This window comes from Acinetobacter sp. KAM396, from assembly GCF_021602765.1.
Taxonomy (GTDB): Bacteria; Pseudomonadota; Gammaproteobacteria; order Pseudomonadales; family Moraxellaceae; genus Acinetobacter; species Acinetobacter towneri_A.
In genome coordinates this window covers 17741-36834 of record NZ_BPPH01000020.1, presented here as the reverse complement: position 1 = coordinate 36834, position 19094 = coordinate 17741, and the positions used below count along the sequence as shown (strand labels likewise).

Here is a 19094-nt window from a genome sequence, read left to right as displayed (position 1 = left end):
ACCTGATCCCTTCCCGAACTCAGAAGTGAAACCTCTTCGCGCTGATGGTAGTGTGGGGTTACCCATGTGAGAGTAAGTCATCGCCAGCTCATTATTCAAAACACCCTCAACTAGCGTTGGGGGTGTTTTTTTATGCAGGAAAGAAAATATTAAGAGGAATAATCACATTTTATTGTGTTTAAAATAATAATAAATCCATAATTAATAAAAGGTTTTAGACTAATGTTGAATTTTTATTTTTCTTGTTTTGTGTGAAAGTTACACAATCTACTTAAATAGCAAAAGTGGGCATGGATGACTGATAAAAATGAAAGTCTTCACTGTAAAAATTGCTATTTAAGCTTACTGAAACACAAACTCACAGGAGGTGAGGAATGACACATCAAGCAATTAACGTGAATGATGTCATTGATCACGCAAAATTCAAACCATTTCATTTCAATGTCGTGGCATGGTGTCTACTGATCATTTTATTTGATGGCTATGACTTGGCAATTAATGGGGTCGTTTTACCCTTATTGATGGATGAGTGGGGCTTGAGTGCTGTTCAGGCGGGGATGCTCGCGAGTACTGCATTGGCAGGTATGATGTTTGGCGCGATGATTTTTGGTTCTTTAGCCGATAAAATTGGTCGTAAGAAAGTCATCATGATCTGTATCGTTCTGTTTAGTGGTTTAACCTTTGCAGGTGGCTTCGCCTCTAATCCAACTGAGTTTGCGATTTTACGTTTCTTGGCGGGTTTAGGCATTGGTGGTGTAATGCCAAACCTTGTGGCCTTAACTTCTGAATATGCACCTAAAACCATGCGTAGCACCTTAGTGACTACTATGTTTAGTGGTTATGCTGTAGGTGGTGTAATGGCAGCCTTACTTGGCTCATGGTTTACCCCAAGTTTTGGCTGGGAAATCATGTTCTTTATTGCAGGTATCCCATTGTTTTTATTGCCTGTGATTTGGAAATTCTTGCCAGAATCTTTAACCTTTATTGTCAAAGAAAATAAGCAAGATCAAGCCCGTCCAATCGTAGCGCGTTTAGCACCAGATTTAAAAATTACCCAAGACACCACTTTTGAATTGTATCAGGTTGGTGTGCCTGAAGCTGCTAACGTGGTGAGCTTGTTCAAACGCGGTCGTGCAGTGAATACTTTATTGTTCTGGTTAGCGTTCTTTACTTGTCTATTAACCATGTATGCACTCAGCAGCTGGTTGCCAAAACTGATGATGGCGGCAGGCTATTCTATGGACAACAGCTTAATGTTCATGATGGTGATGAACGTAGGTGCAGTCGTTGGTATCGTGGGTGGTGGTATTTTAGCAGACCGTTTCCACTTAAAACCTGTATTGATGTTCTTGGGAATCATGGGTGCATTGGTGATGAGCCTCATGGGCTTCCAATCTAATCAATTCTTACTTTACATCTTAGTATTCTTGGCGGGTGCAACATCTATTGGTTCACAAATGTTGTTGTATAGCTATGTGGCACAATATTACCCACTTGCGGTACGCTCAACAGGTATTGGCTGGTCATCTGCCATTGGTCGTATGGGTGCGATTGTGGGTCCAATTTTAATTGGCGGCTTATTGGGTATGAATTTACCTGCACACTTCAACTTTATGGCAGTAGGTTTGCCAGTTTTGATCACTGCAATTGCGGTTGCCTTGATTATGAGTGAAGATGAAGCTGAGCAAATTAAAGCAGGCAAAGCAGTTGCTGCCAAAGCTTAAACTTGTAATGTGCTAAGTTCAAAAGTCCTCAACCTTGTTTGGGGACTTTTTGATTATGGGGTGTGTAAATAGAAAGTGATGATAGATAAAGTTATATACTCAAGACACAGATAAAAAGAAACCCCATCATCCTGACGGGGTTTCTTTGTATTTCGTGTTTAGGTATAACTCCTGTCGTACCTCACGATCCTGGTGCTCAAACCTATTATTGTTGTTTTCTGTTTGGGAAACATCCTGTCTCCTCATGCTTTAAAGAATACCGTAAGCTCAAAATACTGCCTAGCCTCATTTTGCTTCAGTGCATGTAAGCAAAAACTGACAAAGTGATGAATGATACTGACGCTGTTTTTGAGCAAACGATAAAATACCGAGCTTATTTTTGTCCATAAACAGGCGTATACTGATTGCGTGATTGGAGTAAATATGTCTGATTTAGCTGCAGCATCTCATGTTCAGTATGGTACTAAGCCGTTTAAAGCCATTCTTTTTTCGTTGTTTCTAGCGGGTTTCGCTTCTTTTTCGACCTTGTACTGTGTGCAACCGATGATGCCAATTTTGGCCGATTTTTTTACGGTTACACCGACCCAAAGTAGTTTCCCATTATCATTTTCTACTGTGGCTTTGGCGATCGGTTTACTTTTCACAGGCTTTATTTCAGATCGTTTTGGGCGTAAACCCATTATGGTTTTGGCTTTATTTTTAGCTGCCATTTTATTAATTCTGAGTGCCTTACTTCCAATCTGGTCATTCTTTTTAACCACACGAATTTTTATTGGCATTTCTGTGAGCGGTGTTGCTGCAGTAGCTATGACTTATATTGGTGAAGAAATTCGACAGCAAGACATTGGTTTTGCCATGGGGTTGTATATTTCGGGTACGGCCATTGGCGGCATGGGCGGACGTCTAATTGCTGGGGTTTTGGTCGATTTTATTTCTTGGCAAGCGGCAACCTTAATTATTGGTGGTTTGAATTTACTGATTGCAATCACCTTTTATATGTTACTGCCCTCATCGAAAAACTTTACAGCATATCCGATTCGCTTCTCGCGGTTTAGAGACGCTTTTGTTGCTAATTTAGCAGACCGTAAATTAAGAATCCTGTTTTTGCAGGGCTTTTTGCTGATGGGTTGTTTCGTTAGTATTTTCAATTACATCAGCTATTATTTATTGGCTAAACCATTTGAGCTTTCTCAAGTCTGGATTGGGGTGATTTCAATTGCCTATTTGGCGGGTATTTATAGTTCGCCGCGTGCAGCAAGCTGGGGCAATCGTATTGGGCGTGAACGAGTGTTGCCTATGGTGATTGTCCTCATGTTGATTGCATTGTGGTTGATGTCGATTGCACATTTAGCTGTTGTATTGGCTGCCTTAGTGTTATTTACCTTTGCCTTTTTTGCTGCACATTCTACTGCCAGTAGTTGGGTGTCGATTCAAGCCCTGCAGTATCGTGCAGTGGGATCATCATTATATTTATTTAGCTACTACATGGGTTCGAGTTTGCTCGGCAGTGGTAGCGGATTGATTTGGGAACAATGGGGATGGTCTGGTCTGACATGGGTGATGACTGCAGTCTTGGGTGTGGCGCTTTATGGTGCGTGGCGTTTAAAGCTTAAACCAACAGCGCTGCGATAAGCATTCAGGATTATTGCTTTCGGCGTAGCCGTTTATGCTTTTCTTATTTAGATACAAACTTAGGATATAAAAATAGTTTGCTGATTTTGTGTGTTTTTTAATCAAGCAAGATGAATGGAATTCATGCTAAAATAGTCGGCTTTCATCTTTGATCGACTTCTGATCTTCCATTTCCCAGCCGAGAATTGCCAGCCATGTCTACTGCTTATACTGCTCAGACCGCACCCAAAGCGTTGTTTGATTATGACAAATATTGGGCGTCATGTTTTGAGCCTGCGCCATTTTTGCCGATGTCACGCGAAGAAATGGATCAGCTGGGTTGGGATGCCTGTGATTTTATTTTAGTTTGTGGTGATGCTTATATTGATCATCCCTCTTTTGTATCGGGCGTGATTGGTCGTGTGCTTGAGGCGCAGGGCTTTCGTGTTGGGATTATTGCCCAACCAGACTGGACCAATGTGGAATCTTTTCGGGTTTTAGGGAAGCCGACCATTGCTTGGGGTGTCACCGCAGGCAATATGGACTCGATGATCAACCGCTATACCGCAGACCGTAAAATCCGTTCTGATGATGCTTATTCGCCAGACAATCAGCCGAATAAACGTCCTGACCGTGCGGCTACGGTGTACTGTCAGCGTTGTCGTGAAGCCTTTCCAGATGTGCCTGTTTTACTGGGCGGGATTGAAGGCTCGTTGCGTCGTATTGCACATTATGACTATTGGTCGGATAAAGTTCGTCGCTCAATTTTAATGGATTCTAAAGCCGACTTATTGATGTACGGCAATGGTGAGCGTTCGATTATTGAAGTGATGCACCGTTTGGCTAAAGGTGAAAAAATCCACGAAATTACAGATGTACGTGGTACAGCATTTATTATCAATAAACATAACCGTGCGTCTAAAGCTCAATTTGTTGAAATTGCATCTAATGATGTAGACAGCGTAGGCCGCGTCGATCCAATCATTAACCCTTATGTGATGACCGAAGATTTAGACGGTTGTGAGATTGAAAAAGATAAGGGTAACAATCTTGCGCAATATCAAAATTTCCAGAAAGATCTGGTCAGCAATCCAATTGTTCGTGAAGGCGATCAGCTAGATGCAGATACACAGATTGTTCAATTACAGCCTGCTTCTAAAGCAATTAAACACAAATTGCCACCACGTGAATTGGCAGTGATTCGTTTACCATCTTTTGAGGAGGTGGTGAATGATCCTGTGCTGTATGCGCATGCTAACCGTATTCTGCATTTAGAAACCAACCCAGGTAATGCCCGAGCGTTGGTACAAAAGCATGGTGAACGTGATGTGTGGTTGAATGCACCACCTATTCCATTGACCACTGAAGAAATGGACTATGTGTTCGATTTACCGTATGCACGTTTGCCGCATCCAGCTTATGGTAATGCACGTTTCCCTGCTTTTGACATGATCAAGTTTTCGGTCAATATCATGCGTGGTTGTTTTGGTGGTTGTACTTTCTGTTCGATTACCGAACACGAAGGTCGAATTATCCAAAACCGTTCTGAAGAATCCATTTTGCGTGAAGTCGAAAAAATTCGAGATACTGCGCCTGGCTTTACGGGCATTATTTCAGACTTGGGTGGCCCGACTGCAAATATGTACCGTTTGCATTGTAAAGATCCTGAAATTGAAAAGAATTGTCGTAAACCTTCCTGCGTATTCCCAGGCGTATGTCAAAATTTACACACCGATCATGCGCCTTTAACCCAGTTATATCGTAAAGCGCGTGAACTGAAAGGCATTAAAAAAATTCTGATTGGTTCAGGTTTGCGGTATGACTTGGCTGTGTTGAACCCTGAATATGTACGTGAATTGGTGACGCATCATGTAGGCGGTTATTTAAAAATTGCACCAGAGCATACCGAAAAAGGTCCATTATCTAAGATGATGAAACCAGGTATTGGTACCTATGACCGTTTTAAACAAATGTTTGATCGTTTCAGTAAAGAGGCGGGCAAAGAGCAATATTTGATTCCGTACTTTATTGCTGCGCACCCAGGAACGACCGATTACGACATGATGAATTTGGCATTGTGGCTGAAAAAGAATGGTTTCCGTGCCGATCAGGTGCAGACCTTTTATCCGTCGCCTATGGCTACTGCTTCGACCATGTATTACACAGGTAAAAACCCACTGGCCAAAGTGGCGCGTTATACTGAAAATGTGGACATTGTTAAGGGTGAAAAACGTCGTCGTTTGCATAAAGCTTTCTTACGTTACCATGACCCAAACAACTGGCCGTTGTTGCGTGAAGCTTTAAAAGAAATGGGGCGTGCCGATCTGATTGGTAATTCTAAACAGCATTTGATTCCGACCTATCAACCGCAAGGCACAGAAGGGCAATATCAATCTGCACGTAAGAAAAACTCAACAGTAGCGGGTGATTCGCAAAAACGTACAGGTCAAACTGGCAACCGTGGTCAGAACAGCAATCGTCCGAAAAAAGGGCAGATTTTGACTCAGCACACGGGTTTGCCACCTCGTGAAACAGGCGAAAAACGTCCATTTTCACAGAAAAAATCTAAGCTAAAATCTAGAGCTTAAGTTAATTCGGAACTGACCAAAGGGCGCTGCTGCGTCCTTTTTTATAGGTATTTTCATTTCATCGGAATTGTTCGACAATCGAAATGCTTAAGCATTGCATAGTTTTTTAAGCATGTTATACAGTACAGACATACAAAGATAAAAAGCACGCTGCTATATGCTACAGCGCTTAGACAAAAGGCTAGCTTGTGAAACAAAACGTCTGTTTCTATGATGGTTTTGTGAGTGTTGCATGTAGTTTCATAAATTGAATGCTTAAATAAAAAAGCGTGTTATATACTGATTTGATGAAACAATTGGCATGAAGCCGAAACAACTATAAAAATGATTTTAAGGATTGAATAATGACAATTTATATTTTGATTGGGGTTTTGATACTGATTTCCTTTCTCTTGATGGCGGTTAAGGGCTTGGAAAATAGAGAAAAACCTCAAGACAGTGCGCTAAAGCAACGTGCAATTTTTAGCTTAAATGAACAGCTGACGTTTACACGTTTGCAGGAAATTTTACCTCAACATACCATCTTGGCGCATGTGTCTTTTGATGCCTTGCTGACCACGAAATTTTCACGCACTCGCCACAAATACCGCAATATGATTGCCGATTTTGTGGTGTTGGATGCCAATCATCAGGTCGTTGCAATTGTGACCTTAGATGATCTGTTGATGTTGAAACGTAGCCGCAATGCACAATACCAAGATGAATTGTTGCGTTTAGCGGGCTATAAAGTCCTGCGTTATGAAGAGGTGCCTGAATATCACGAATTGCGCGAAGCATTTGGGCAGTCATCGTTTACAGATTTAGATGATTTGGATACTGCGTTAAAAAAGTATGATTTTATAGCGCATTCTGTACGCCATAAAGTGAAGGTATTGGGCTAAACGCTTGCCGCTAAAATCGCAAGATAGACAATATCAATCAGCATGTTGCCATCACATGCTGATTTTTTTGGCTATGTTTCTGATCCAATTACATCTGTTTTACGTTGGGTTGGTATTCAGGTTTGACTGCAACCACAGTCATTTCAACCAAAACATCAGGATGATATAACTTGGCTTCTACGCAGGTACGCGGTAAAGCTTGTATATCTGCTACCCAAGCATCCCAAACTTGATTCATTGCGGCATAATCGCGCTCAATGTTTTTTAGAAAAATCATCACCGACATGATGTGACTTTTATCTGTACCCGCATCTGCCAGTAAACGATCAATCAGGGCAAGTGTTTGTTGGGTTTGCCCCACAATATCTTGTTGTGTGTCTTCTGCCAGTTGCCCTGCCAAATGGACTAAATTTCCCGAAATTGCAATTTCAGAATAACGTTTTTGAATATGTAGACGTTGAACAGCCATTGGGTGTAATCCTCGCGCCAAGCGATTAGGTATAAAAAGCGTGAGGTATTATAGAGGCAGGCAAGCACGTGGAAAATATGCAGGCAGTAGTCTGCTAAAAAATAAAAAGTAATCGAATGGAAAATACGAGGAAAAGAGAGATGCGGTGTCAAAGCAGCGAAGTGCCAAGCGCAGAGTTGTCCTGTAATCTTCGGATTTGATCGTCACGCCAATCACAGGACAAGTATGCCAAAAGTAATGGTGATTTTTGACATCTCAGCGTATATACGGATAAATATATCGCGCGTATAGATTACTCTAAAAAGCACAACTGTGAAGGATAAATAGTCTAACTTTTATTCTTTTGGCTGAAATTTATACAAAAAATTAGCTTTATTACCGATTGTTAAGCATAGGCTTGGGATGTTTTATGTAGGGCAGCAAGTTTACTGCTTTAATATCCTTGATATTTAAAGTAAAGATAGTTGCACTTGCTCATCGGCAGGGCTGAGTTGATACAGACCAACCCCAATTAAACGAAATTGATCCTGTGCGGGAATATGCATTTCGTGGAGCAAATGCTGCAGGACGTTTTCAAGATCATTTTTACTTTCAAGGGGCTGTTTAAAACTTTTGCTATGTTGTAAGACCTGAAAATTTTTGAGTTTTAATTTGGCTGACACGCCACGTGCAACATATTGTTTTTTCAGTAAGCTGTGCCAAACCTGATCAATCAAGCTAGCCCAGTAATTTGCACATTCAACTAAGTTTAAATCATCATCGAAGGTGATTTCTTTAGAAATTTGCTGTCGTTCACGCTCTGCCTGCACAGGACGTTCATCAATGCCTTGGGCAAATAAAAACAGGCGTTTGCCATATTTACCAAAATGATGAATCAACAAGTTTTCTTCGATGTGTTGCAAATCGCCCAAGGTATTTAAGTTCAGACTTTTTAATTTTTCCTGTGTGACTTTGCCTACGCCTGGAATTTTTTGTAAGGCTAAGTCTTGAATAAATTGCTGCACTTGACTGGGTTTAATTACGCAAATGCCATTGGGTTTATGCCAGTCCGAAGCAATTTTGGCTAAAAACTTATTCGGTGCGACACCTGCCGAAGCTGTTAAACCTGTACTTTGAAAAATCTCTTCTCGAATTCGCATAGCGACTTCTGTTGCGCTTGAAATACCTTGTAAATTTTCGGTGACATCTAAATAGGCTTCATCTAAAGACAAGGGCTCAATCAATGGTGTATAACGCTGAAAAATCTGATGAATTTGTGAAGAAACTTCACGATAGAGCGCAAAATTAGGTTCGAGTACTATCACCTGCGGGCAGCGTTTGTGGGCCTGTGCCATCGACATGGCAGAACGTAAACCAAACTCACGCGCAGGATAAGATGCCGCGGCAATCACAGCCCGAGGATGATGCGAAGCAATCACCACAGGTAAATGTTGTAATTCAGGACGACTGCGCAGCTCAACAGAGGCATAAAAGGCATCCATATCAATATGAATGATTTTTCGCATGGCACAAACTAGATGAAGCGTTTAGATTTCAACAGTATCGCACGTTTAGGAAGCGGGTTGTAGCATCGGAGCAAACGGTTAAGGCGTGTTGCTATTCACTAGAATCGCTTGTGTTGATTGTTGTTCTGCACAGTCGATCAATTGCACTAAACTGTGTGGTCTATGGTCGGCAATGCGAGGCAAAAACTCTTTAGGGCGCGCTAAAGGCTGAAAAATTTATCCCAATGGATTGGAGTCATAACATGAGGACGCAACGTCCCTGCAGTTTCGTCTAAATAGAGAGGCGACTAAAAATCCATCAATTAGATTCTAGTTTCGCATCATCAAATAATAGGGTGGATACGTCAAAATAATGTACCTTTAAATTAGAACTTATAGTTTTTGTTGGATATTGCCATGCTGAAAATTGCTCCAGTTTACCCGCAGGTTGTAATAGGTAAAGCAGCGTGAATCCTGAAAAATGCAGAGCGCGAGAGCAGTCCTTTAAGCAATTTCATGACGGTATTTTTTTATTGTGATACGGCTAGCTTGTTATTTTTTTGGTTCGGTTCAAGTCTAGCGGGTTGAATCGCGTTGTCTGTTAAAAAACGCTGCCATTGTTTGGCGTTTCCATAAAAAACATTCAGGTCGACTGGGGTGTGAATACCGTGTATTTGACCCCTATTGGTATGTTGCCAAAACAGCCATTTTGGCTGACCTGCCAATTGTGGTTTACCCTGATATTCTCTGACCCAAAGTGGTGTTTGCTTGAAACTTTCAGTCAATACCATATTGTAAAAGGCTTTAGATACATAAAAAATCGGTTGTTTTTCATAATGTTGATATAGCGCATCATGCATGATTTGAATTTCGCGCAGTAACTGTTCTTTGCTATAGGTATTAATGCAGTTGCTGTCATACTCCAAGTCAATCACGGGGGGCAAACTGTCGGTTTTTTTGGGAACAGTTGCAATAAAGTTTTCTGCTTGGATTGTGCCATCACGGCATAAGCGATAAAAATGATAGGCGCCGACCAAAAAACCATGTTCACGGGCTTTGAGCCAGTTATCCTGAAATTTACGGTCTTTAAAATCGCCTCCTTCGGTGGCTTTTAAATAGACAAAGGGATATTTTTGTGGGGAAATTTTTTGCCACTGAATATTGCCTTGATGATGTGACACATCAAAGCCTTGAATCGGATATTCTTCGGCTGCCGCAGGTTGTTGGCGCAACACACCCAAATACAATAAAACCGCCAAAATAGTACTGCCGAGTACCGCAATCATCATACGATAGTGCGGTGTAAAAGCTGAGTTTATAGCTCGATTTGGTGGTTTGCGCATGTTGGAAAAGCTTCGCGGGGCAATGTCATATCATAACGCGCAGTGCGGTGTAGCACTATGCGCTTTCGGTAATGGCGTTTTAAACAGCCGTGTGTTTAGGAATATTCCAAAATACTAAAAATGCCAAAATATTTAATACACCCAAACAAATTAAAGTGGCATGAAAGGCACTCACTAACTGTTCTGCACCGTAATAGGCACTAAACATATTCACCAAAGTACCTGCTAGTGCCACGCCAATACTCATCGACAGCATCATAATCATGGATAAAAAACTATTGCCGCTGCTGGCTTCTTGTTGAGGTAAATCTTTGAGCGTAAAGGTATTCATAGCTACAAATTGCAATGAATTGAGTACCCCAAATATAAAGAAATGTAAGGTACGTAACCAAACTGCGGTTTCGGCAGTGGTGAGCGCAAAACTGGCAATACAGGCACCGACCAATAACGTATTGGTCAGCAAAAACTGCCGATAGCCAAAACGTTGAATTAAAGGTCGAATGATCGGTTTAGATACCAAAGAACCAAGCACAGTCGGAATCATCATCAAGCCCGTGATAAACGGTTCAAAACCAAAAGCCACTTGCAGCATGATCGGCATGATAAAAGGCATGGCATTGCCCCCGAAACGGGCAAAAAAGTTACCTAAAAATACCAATGGCATATAAGCGATTTTTAAATAAATCGCTGCGGAATAAGGCATTTTGATGGGTGTGGGCATGGCGGGCATAGCATGCTGCAGCAATACCGCCAGCCAAGATTAAGGCTAAACTCCAAAGCAGATTATGGTGTGGATTGGCAAAATTTTCGATGCCTAAAGATAAGCCCGCCATCGCCACAACTAATAGGATAAACCCGAGAAAATCAAAGTTTTTAACCTCAGTTTCAGTCACATTCGGCATGGCTTTGATACAAATCCAACAGCCCAAGATGCCCATCGGAATATTGATGAGGAAAATCCAGTGCCACGTGGCGACTTCGACCAACCAACCGCCCAGCGTTGGGCCAATTAAGGGGCCAATCAACCCTGCCAGACTCATCAGGCTCATGGCAGATAAAAACTGAGTGCGTGGAATAATTTTGAGCATCGCCAAGCGCCCGACAGGCAAGAGCAATGCACCACCGATGCCTTGAATCACCCGATAAAATAGTAATTCATTCAGGCTCGCCGCAGCAGCACAACCCAAAGAGGCAAGGGTAAAAATAATAATCGCTGCAAAATAGGTATTGCGTACTCCAAAACGATCTGCCAGCCATCCACTTAATGGAATACTCGCCGCCACCGAGAGAACATACGCCACTACCACACTGTGCATCCGCAGAGGATCTTCCTGCAGGCTGTGTGCCATTACAGGGATTGCTGTATTCACAATGGTGGTGTCGAGCGCCTGCATAAAAAAGCCAATTGAAACCAGAAATACCAAAAGGCGGTATTCAGGATGCAGGGCTTGATGGGTCGGTGTTTGGTTCATAACTCGGCAAAATGGGCATTTGGTCTAGTTTAAACCATTTTGCAATCTAGCGGACTGCATCTGTAAAAACATGAAAAGTGTTTGAAAATTCAAATAAATGCCATGAAATTGTCATTTATTTGTCACCGATTATTCACTTTGAGTTTGTAAGTTGGGTGCATTTAGAAAAATGATGAGTAATTTATGAAAACGCAAATTTCTGCATTAATGTTGGCTTTATTGTCTGTGGGGATGGTGGGATGTAATGATAATAATGATCCTATCCCTGTAAAAGAAGAAGTGGTAGAAGCAACACCAACAACAATTAGTTTGCAGCGTTTAGGGGAATACGATGCACAAGTTTTTGGTGCGAGTGCTGCGGAAATTCCTGCTTATGATGCTCAAAGCAAACGTTTATTTGTAGTTAATGCGAAAAGTGGTGTGGTCGATGTCCTCGATTTAAGCAACCCTAGCGCACCTGTTAAGCTGAATAGCTTGGATGCTAAGACTCATTTGGCGAATTCTGAAGTCAATAGTGTTGCGGTACATCAAGGTATTGTCGCTTTAGCCGTTCAGGCAACACCTAAAACCGATAAAGGTATCGTGTCATTCTTTAAAGCCAAAGACCTGAGCTTTATCAGCAAAGTTGAAGTTGGTGCATTGCCTGATATGTTGACTTTTACTCCAGATGGTAAAAAAGTTTTGGTGGCTAATGAAGGTGAACCAAATGAAGGCTATGAGATTGATCCAGAAGGTTCAATCAGTATTATTAATCTGGCTGATATCACCAAGCCTACTGTAAAAACTGCAGATTTTCAGGCATGGAATACACGCAAACAGGAATTGCTGGATGCGGGCGTGCGCATTTTTGGGCCAAATGCGACTGTCGCACAAGATTTAGAGCCTGAATATATTGCGGTGAGTGACGATGGTAAAACCGCTTGGGCAAGTCTACAAGAAAACAACGCCATTGCTGTGATTGATTTGATTCAAGACCAAGTGGTCGATATTTTCCCGTTGGGCTATAAAGACTTTGGCTTAGCTGCAAATGCTTTAGATGCTGGTGATCGTGATTGTGTTGTGGGTAAACAAGACTATAACGGTAAAACGATTACAGCCTGCGCTAAAGATGAGGGGATGATCAATATTCAAGCTTGGCCTGGTTTATACGGCATGTATATGCCAGATGCAATTGCGCAATATCAAGCCAATGGACAAAGCTATTTGGTCACTGCCAATGAAGGCGATGCGCGTGAATGGTTGGTTGATGAAGACTTATATTTTGGTACAGATGATTTAAATCAAGGTTATGCAGAAGAAATTCGTGTTAAACACTTATTTAATAATAAAGGCTTCCGTAGCAATGGCGATTATGCAGCGCATTTGCGTCGATTAAAGTCTGGGGTTAAAGGTGCAAAACTTGATTCAAGCATATTTAAAGCATGTACCACTTCAGATCCCAATGAAGTCTGCGCAGATAATTTAATTAAAGATTCACAATTGGGTCGTTTAACGATTACTTGGACGCAAGGTTATAAGAAAGATGCAAATGGTGAGCCTGTGCTAGACAGCAATGGTTTAATGACTTATGACAAATTATATGCTTATGGTGGTCGCTCGTTCAGTATTGTAGATCCTAAAACCAAGAAAATTGTTTGGGACTCAAAAAATGACTTTGAACGTAAAGCTGCTAAATTATTTCCAGAATACCTTAATACCAACCATGAAAAATTAAGTGCAGATGATCGTAGTGACAATAAAGGTCCTGAGCCTGAAGGCATTGCTTTAGGTAAAATTGGTCAAAAAACCTATGCCTTTATTGGGTTGGAGCGTATGGGTGGCATTATGGTGTACGACATTACCCAACCGACTCAAGCATCATTTGTTGAATATTTTAATGATCGTAAGTTTGGTGAAACCCATACATCGTTCGATGCAGAAGGTAATGCGGTTACAGTTGAAAATTCAAATCTCGGCCCTGAAGGTTTAATCTTTATTGCAGCCAAAGACTCACCTAACGGCAAGCCACTGTTGGTTGTGGGTAATGAAGTCAGCGGAACTACTGCTGTGTACCAAATCAAGCTTAACTAACAGTATTTCAAATACTGGAAGTGTATTAAAGTAAAAATGTATGATCCATTAAAGAGAGCACTTCGGTGCTCTCTTTTTATGCTGTAAAACCAATGATCAGTGAATAAAAAAGCGAGTCACCGACTCGCTTTCTCTGCTATTTGATGCATCAAAAAAAGTTTAACCCACAAAATGGGGTGGAGCATCCAAATTCTTTAAAGCATTAATAATTTTATGGGAGTGGTTACACACAATTAATTTAGCCCGGTGTTGCGGTGGTAAAAAACCTTCGTGCACTGCATGGTCTAACTGCTGAATCAGCGCATCATAAAAGCCATTTACATTATATAAAATCATGGGTTTTTGGTGCTGATTTAATTGACCCCAAGTGGCTATCTCCAAAATCTCTTCAAACGTGCCCAAACCACCTGGTAAAGCGACAAAGGCGCTAGCACGTTCTGCCATCATCGCTTTACGTTCATGCATACTTTTGACTACGTGTAATTCGGTTAAATTACTGTGGGCAATTTCATAATCGAGCATAAATTCAGGTATCACTCCTACAGCTTGACCACCGTGTTGCACCATGGTGTCGGCAACCAAACCCATTAAACCAATACTCGCACCACCGTAAACCATGCCAAAGCCTTGTTCAGCTAGTTTTCTTGCCAGTTGTACTGCTTTTTCCTGATAAATTGGGTTATTGCCAGCACGCGAACCACAGTACAGTGCTACCAAAGGTTGGGTGGTAAGGGGAGAGGGATGATTAATAGAAGTTGATTGAGTCATTCTTGATACGCTATTCATTTATTTTGTTCACCATAGCATGTTCTTTTTGTTGGCTCTAGCTTAGTGCCCAAATATGACAAACCCGTCAATATGCAGTGTTCAATTTGCAAAGATTTGTGAAAGTGCTGCATTGGCGTGGACGATGTCGCAAAAAGGGGATGAATCTGAGCGCAAACTTTCCTATACTCAAGGCTTGTCTTACAACTATAGAATCGTCATGGACAGTGGCAGTTGTCGCACCGAACGAATATTTTTTAATGTGATGTCAAACCTGCAAGGGCCAGCCAAGTTGGTTTTAATACAGGATATGTTTTTGGCGTATTCCGCTTTAGATATTCAGGAGAAGAACAGATGATCTTTGAATGGATGTCTGACCCAGCTGCGTGGGTTGGTTTATTGACCCTGATTGTGCTTGAAATTGTACTGGGCATTGATAACTTGGTGTTTATTGCCATTTTGGCAGAAAAACTACCGCCAGAACAACGCAATACTGCACGGGTCGTGGGCTTGATTCTTGCCTTAGGCATGCGCCTGATATTACTCGCATCTATCGCATGGGTGGTCACCCTGACCCAACCACTGTTCCATATTTTTGAACATCCTTTCTCTGGACGCGACCTGATTTTACTGTTTGGTGGTGTATTCCTATTGTTTAAAGGTACGATGGAACTGCGCGAACGCATTGAAGGCAAACCTGCACTAAAAGAAGAAAATCCTGTACATGCGACTTTCTGGATGGTGATTGTGCAGATTGTGGTGCTAGATGCAGTGTTCTCACTCGACAGCGTGATTACCGCTGTGGGGATGGTGCAGCATTTATCAGTCATGATGATTGCGGTGATCATCGCAATTGGCATTATGCTGTGGGCTTCCAAAGCGCTCATGGACTTTGTCAATAAGCATCCGACTGTCGTGATTTTATGCTTGTGCTTCCTGATGATGATTGGTTTCTCATTGGTGGTGGAAGGTTTTGGTTATCACATTCCAAAAGGCTATTTATATGCCGCCATCGGTTTCTCGGTGATGATTGAATTCCTGAACCAAACCATCCGCAGAAATCAGGAAAAAACCGTGACCACCACCGATTTGCGCTACCGTACTGCTTCGGCTGTGATGCGGATGTTAGGTGGCAAAAGTCAAAATACGGCAGAAAGCAGTCATATCAATGAAGATGTTTTAGCTACCCGCGCCTTTGCCGATGAAGTCTTTGATGCTGAAAATGGGGTCTATCACAGCGTGATGGTACAAGGGGTATTGGGTTTATCTGAACGTCCTGTAAAGTCGGTCATGACGCCACGCCCTGAATTGGAATGGATTGATTTAGACGAAGATGAAGCCTCAATTCGTAGCCAGTTATTAAGCATGACCCATTCACGGGTGATTGTGGCGCGCGGTGAACTGGATAATATTTCGGGTATTGTCCTGACCCATAAAGTTATGAATCAATACATTGAAACAGGGGTGCTGGATTTTGAAACACATTTGCGTGAACCTGTGATTGTGCATGAAAATGCCCAAGTTTTGATGGTGATGGAGCAATTGCGTCAAGCACCGCTGCAAATGGCAATTGTGCTGAACGAATACGGCTCGATTGAAGGCGTTGCCACACCTATTGATATTTTGGAAGCAATTGCGGGCGAATTTCCAGATGAAGATGCACTCGAAGCCAGTGCTGAAAGTTTGGAAGATGGCACATTATTGCTAGATGGCTCTATCGACATTCGCCACGTATCTTTATTATTGGGTCGTGATTTGGTGGATGAAAGCGAGCAATATTCAACTTTATCTGGCTATATTTTATTCCATTTGGGACGTTTGCCTGAAAACGGTGAGAAGCTACTTTCCGATGGTTATATTTTTGAAATTGTGACCATGGATGGACATAAAATTGAAAAAGTGCATTTGATTCAACAGGAATCTTCAAGCGCATCATAAACTGAATGTTAGACTGTATTTCAGTCTTGTGCTTCCGCTAAAATAGCCTGCATTGTCAGGCTGTTTTTTATTATTGATTGGAATTTTCTATGCATCACTTGGCATGTCCGTGTGGGCAGGGCGATTATCAACACTGCTGCCAACCTTTACACGTGGGGCAGGCACATGCAGAAACTGCGAGCCAACTCATGCGTTCACGCTATAGTGCTTTTGCCTTGCAACAAATTGATTATATTGTGCAAACCACTGCACTAGGACAACAGGCAAGTCTGGATGTTGACGCAATTGCAGATTGGAGCAAGTCGAATCAATGGTTAAAGCTCGAAGTGCTGAATAGCAATGAAAAGCTAGATAAAAACCACGCCCAAGTTGAATTTAAAGCCCATTACCATGATGCTAAGCAGGCGCAAATTCACCATGAAGTTTCCCATTTTGTGCAACATCAGGCACGCTGGTATTTTCTGGATCCGACCACAGTGCAACAGTTGACTATGAAACAGCCGTGTATTTGTGGTTCGGGAAAAAAATTTAAGCAATGTTGTGCACGATTTTTATAACTTTATCTTGGTTTTTCGCTTATGATAACGCACATCTTTTGACCTAGTGAAAGAAGGGCAAGTCCATGTTGTTGTTGATCATTTACTTAATCGCGATTACCGCAGAAGCGATGACAGGCGCATTGTCTGCAGGGCGTCGCAGCATGGACTGGTTTGGTGTCACCTTAATTGCCTGTGTCACCGCATTGGGCGGTGGTTCGGTGCGAGATGTATTGTTGGGGCATTATCCACTGACTTGGGTCAAACATCCTGAATATTTGGTGTTGACCTGTATTGCAGCTTTTATCACCATTTTAATTGCCAAATGGATGCGTCATTTACGTTCCATTTTCTTGGTGCTCGATGCTTTAGGCTTAATTGGCTTCACGATTATTGGTTGTCAAATTGCTTTGGAAATGGGGCATGGCTTTGTGGTGTCTGCCGTTGCAGGCGTCTTAACAGGTGTGTCAGGCGGGATTCTACGAGATATTTTATGTAACGATGTGCCTTTGGTGTTTCGCCGTGAACTATATGCCAGTATTTCTTTTGTGTCGGTGATTTGCTATTGGTTGTGTATCAAAATCGGTTTATCACTCGAATTAACCGTGATTGCAACGCTTATTTTTGGTTTTACCTTGCGTTTGATTGCGATTTATTTTGGGTTAGAAATGCCTAAATTTATTTATCAGGACGATGATGAGCACTCGGCATCTTCTAAAGATGAAACCTAATAGGTTTTAAGAACAGTATTGAACATAAGTGAACCGATCACCAGGTCGGTTTTTTAATGCTATCCACATTCTGCCAATTCATAGTATAAAAATACAACAGTAGCTGTGTGTGGCATCGACCATATCCTTTTAGCCAACTTTAAGAGTGTGTTATGGATTTAGTTTCACGTGTGCAACGTCTACCCATTGGAAAATTTCACTATCACCTACTGGTGGTGATTGGTCTGGGCTGGATGTTTGATGCCATGGATACAGGACTCATCTCTTTTATTTTGGCAAAGATGGCAGAAGACTGGAGCATGACTCCTGCCGAAAAAGGCATGGTGGTGTCTATTGGCTTTGTCGGAATGGCCATTGGGGCAGTCTTTTCGGGCGGTCTGGCTGATAAAATTGGCCGTAAAACTGTATTTGCTACCACGCTGGTGATTTACAGTCTAGCCACGGCCGCTTGTGCCTTTGCACCAAATTTAACTTGGTTACTGGTCTTTCGCTTTATTGTCGGTTTAGGTTTGGGCGGGCAGCTTCCCGTAGCAGTCACTTTGGTCAGTGAGTACATTCCTGCGCATGTGCGTGGGCGTTTTATTGTATTGCTGGAAAGTTTTTGGGGCTTGGGGTGGTTGTGTGCGGCATTAGTTTCTTATTTTGTGATTCCAAAATTTGATTGGCACACAGCATTTTTAATTGGTGGTTTGCCTGCTTTATATGCCTTAGTCATCTGGAAAAAAGTCCCTGAATCTATCCCTTATCTGATCAATCGTGGTCGTATTGCCGAAGCACATGCACTGGTACAAAAATTTGAGCGTCAATCTGGAGTTGAGGTCATTGAACAAATTGAAGTTCAGCCTGTTGCCGCCAAACAGCATATTTCTTTTACTCAATTGTGGTCGGGACCATTTGCACGTCGTAGTTTAATGCTGTGGTTGATTTGGTTTGGCATTGTCTATTCCTATTATGGCATTTTCACTTGGTTGCCTAGTCTGTTGGTGCAGCAAGGCTACAGCATCGTACAGTCATTTGAATATGTGCTGGGCATGATTTTGGCGCAATTGCCCGGTTATATTGCAGCCGCTTGGCTGGTCGAAAAATTAGGGCGCAAAGCCACACTGGCAGGTTTTATTGGCATGTGTGCCGTATCGGCGTACTTCTTTGGTCAGGCCGACAGTGTAGCGATGATCATGTTCTGGGGCTGTTTGATGTCGTTCTTCAACTTGGGCGCGTGGGGGGTGCTATACACCTATACCCCAGAACAATACCCAACCAATATTCGTGCTTTTGGCTCAGGTTGGGCCTCGGCCATTGGACGCATGGGCGGTATTGTCGCCCCAATGGTGGTCACGCACATGATGGTCATGCAAAATGGCTTTAGTTATGTCTTTATGATGTTTACCGCGGTTTTATTGGCCGTTGCTTTGGTGATTGTGGTGTTGGGTGAAGAAACCAAAGGCAGAACTTTAGAGTCGATAGGTTTGTAAAATGACTGCA

General features: G+C 42.2%; 14 protein-coding genes, 1 rRNA gene and 1 pseudogene. 11 read left to right on the top strand and 5 right to left on the bottom strand.

Translation table 11 applies throughout. The features are described from left to right. From rrf to L6C30_RS10410, 5 genes are all read left to right on the top strand, one after another. Positions 1 to 89 (top strand): 5S ribosomal RNA (gene rrf / locus L6C30_RS10430); the annotation flags it as partial. A gap of 285 nt (positions 90 to 374) precedes the next feature. Next, complete coding sequence (locus L6C30_RS10425) at positions 375 to 1724, top strand: MFS transporter (RefSeq protein ID WP_236163013.1); 1350 nt, start codon at positions 375 to 377, stop codon at positions 1722 to 1724. A gap of 423 nt (positions 1725 to 2147) precedes the next feature. Next, positions 2148 to 3356 (top strand): MFS transporter, encoded by a 1209-nt coding sequence (locus tag L6C30_RS10420; protein ID WP_236163014.1) that lies wholly within the window; start codon positions 2148 to 2150, stop codon positions 3354 to 3356. A gap of 194 nt (positions 3357 to 3550) precedes the next feature. Continuing rightward, positions 3551 to 5923 carry a YgiQ family radical SAM protein gene (locus L6C30_RS10415; protein ID WP_230243803.1) on the top strand — a complete coding sequence of 791 codons (2373 nt, stop codon included), beginning with the start codon at positions 3551 to 3553 and terminating at the stop codon, positions 5921 to 5923. A gap of 344 nt (positions 5924 to 6267) precedes the next feature. Further along, on the top strand, positions 6268 to 6804 hold the full coding sequence (locus L6C30_RS10410; protein WP_230243805.1) for a DUF2726 domain-containing protein: 537 nt from the start codon (positions 6268 to 6270) through the stop codon (positions 6802 to 6804). A gap of 88 nt (positions 6805 to 6892) precedes the next feature. Here the strand turns inward: L6C30_RS10410 and L6C30_RS10405 are convergent, their stop codons facing one another. The 4 genes and pseudogenes from L6C30_RS10405 to mdtD form a co-directional block, all read right to left on the bottom strand. Further along, a complete protein-coding gene (locus tag L6C30_RS10405) occupies positions 6893 to 7273 on the bottom strand; it encodes a RidA family protein (protein WP_230243807.1) in 381 nt (126 codons plus the stop codon). 449 nt (positions 7274 to 7722) lie between these two features. After that, positions 7723 to 8778, bottom strand: coding sequence for a DNA polymerase IV (dinB, locus tag L6C30_RS10400; protein ID WP_230243815.1), 1056 nt, complete (start codon positions 8776 to 8778; stop codon positions 7723 to 7725). Positions 8779 to 9287: 509 nt separating this feature from the next. Further along, positions 9288 to 10046, bottom strand: a complete 759-nt coding sequence (locus tag L6C30_RS10395; RefSeq protein ID WP_084792814.1) for a GH25 family lysozyme — start codon at positions 10044 to 10046, stop codon at positions 9288 to 9290. Positions 10047 to 10179: 133 nt separating this feature from the next. Further along, positions 10180 to 11572: pseudogene (mdtD, locus tag L6C30_RS10390) on the bottom strand (multidrug transporter subunit MdtD). A 183-nt stretch (positions 11573 to 11755) separates the two neighbouring features. Between mdtD and L6C30_RS10385 the strand changes: the two are divergent. Beyond that, the gene (locus tag L6C30_RS10385; protein ID WP_236163015.1) at positions 11756 to 13642 is read left to right on the top strand and encodes a choice-of-anchor I family protein; all 1887 of its coding nucleotides are present in this window, start codon (positions 11756 to 11758) and stop codon (positions 13640 to 13642) included. Between the two features lie 159 nt (positions 13643 to 13801). Here the strand turns inward: L6C30_RS10385 and L6C30_RS10380 are convergent, their stop codons facing one another. Beyond that, a complete protein-coding gene (locus L6C30_RS10380) occupies positions 13802 to 14428 on the bottom strand; it encodes a TIGR00730 family Rossman fold protein (RefSeq protein ID WP_236163016.1) in 627 nt (208 codons plus the stop codon). Positions 14429 to 14552: 124 nt separating this feature from the next. Between L6C30_RS10380 and L6C30_RS10375 the strand changes: the two genes are divergently transcribed. The 5 genes from L6C30_RS10375 (at position 14553) to L6C30_RS10355 (ending at position 19084) form a co-directional block, all read left to right on the top strand. Continuing rightward, entirely contained in the window at positions 14553 to 14765 is a 213-nt protein-coding gene (locus tag L6C30_RS10375; RefSeq protein ID WP_236163017.1) for a hypothetical protein, read from the top strand. Further along, positions 14762 to 16345: a TerC family protein gene (locus L6C30_RS10370; protein WP_236163018.1), complete on the top strand. Its 1584-nt coding sequence runs from the start codon at positions 14762 to 14764 to the stop codon at positions 16343 to 16345. The genes L6C30_RS10375 and L6C30_RS10370 overlap by 4 nt, the downstream gene beginning before the upstream one ends. Positions 16346 to 16434: 89 nt before the next feature. Further along, positions 16435 to 16902, top strand: a complete 468-nt coding sequence (locus L6C30_RS10365) for a YchJ family protein (protein ID WP_236163019.1) — start codon at positions 16435 to 16437, stop codon at positions 16900 to 16902. A gap of 65 nt (positions 16903 to 16967) precedes the next feature. Then, positions 16968 to 17612 carry a trimeric intracellular cation channel family protein gene (locus tag L6C30_RS10360; RefSeq protein WP_236163020.1) on the top strand — a complete coding sequence of 215 codons (645 nt, stop codon included), beginning with the start codon at positions 16968 to 16970 and terminating at the stop codon, positions 17610 to 17612. Between the two features lie 152 nt (positions 17613 to 17764). After that, positions 17765 to 19084, top strand: a complete 1320-nt coding sequence (locus L6C30_RS10355; RefSeq protein ID WP_236163021.1) for an MFS transporter — start codon at positions 17765 to 17767, stop codon at positions 19082 to 19084. The last annotated feature ends 10 nt before the right edge of the window (positions 19085 to 19094 follow it).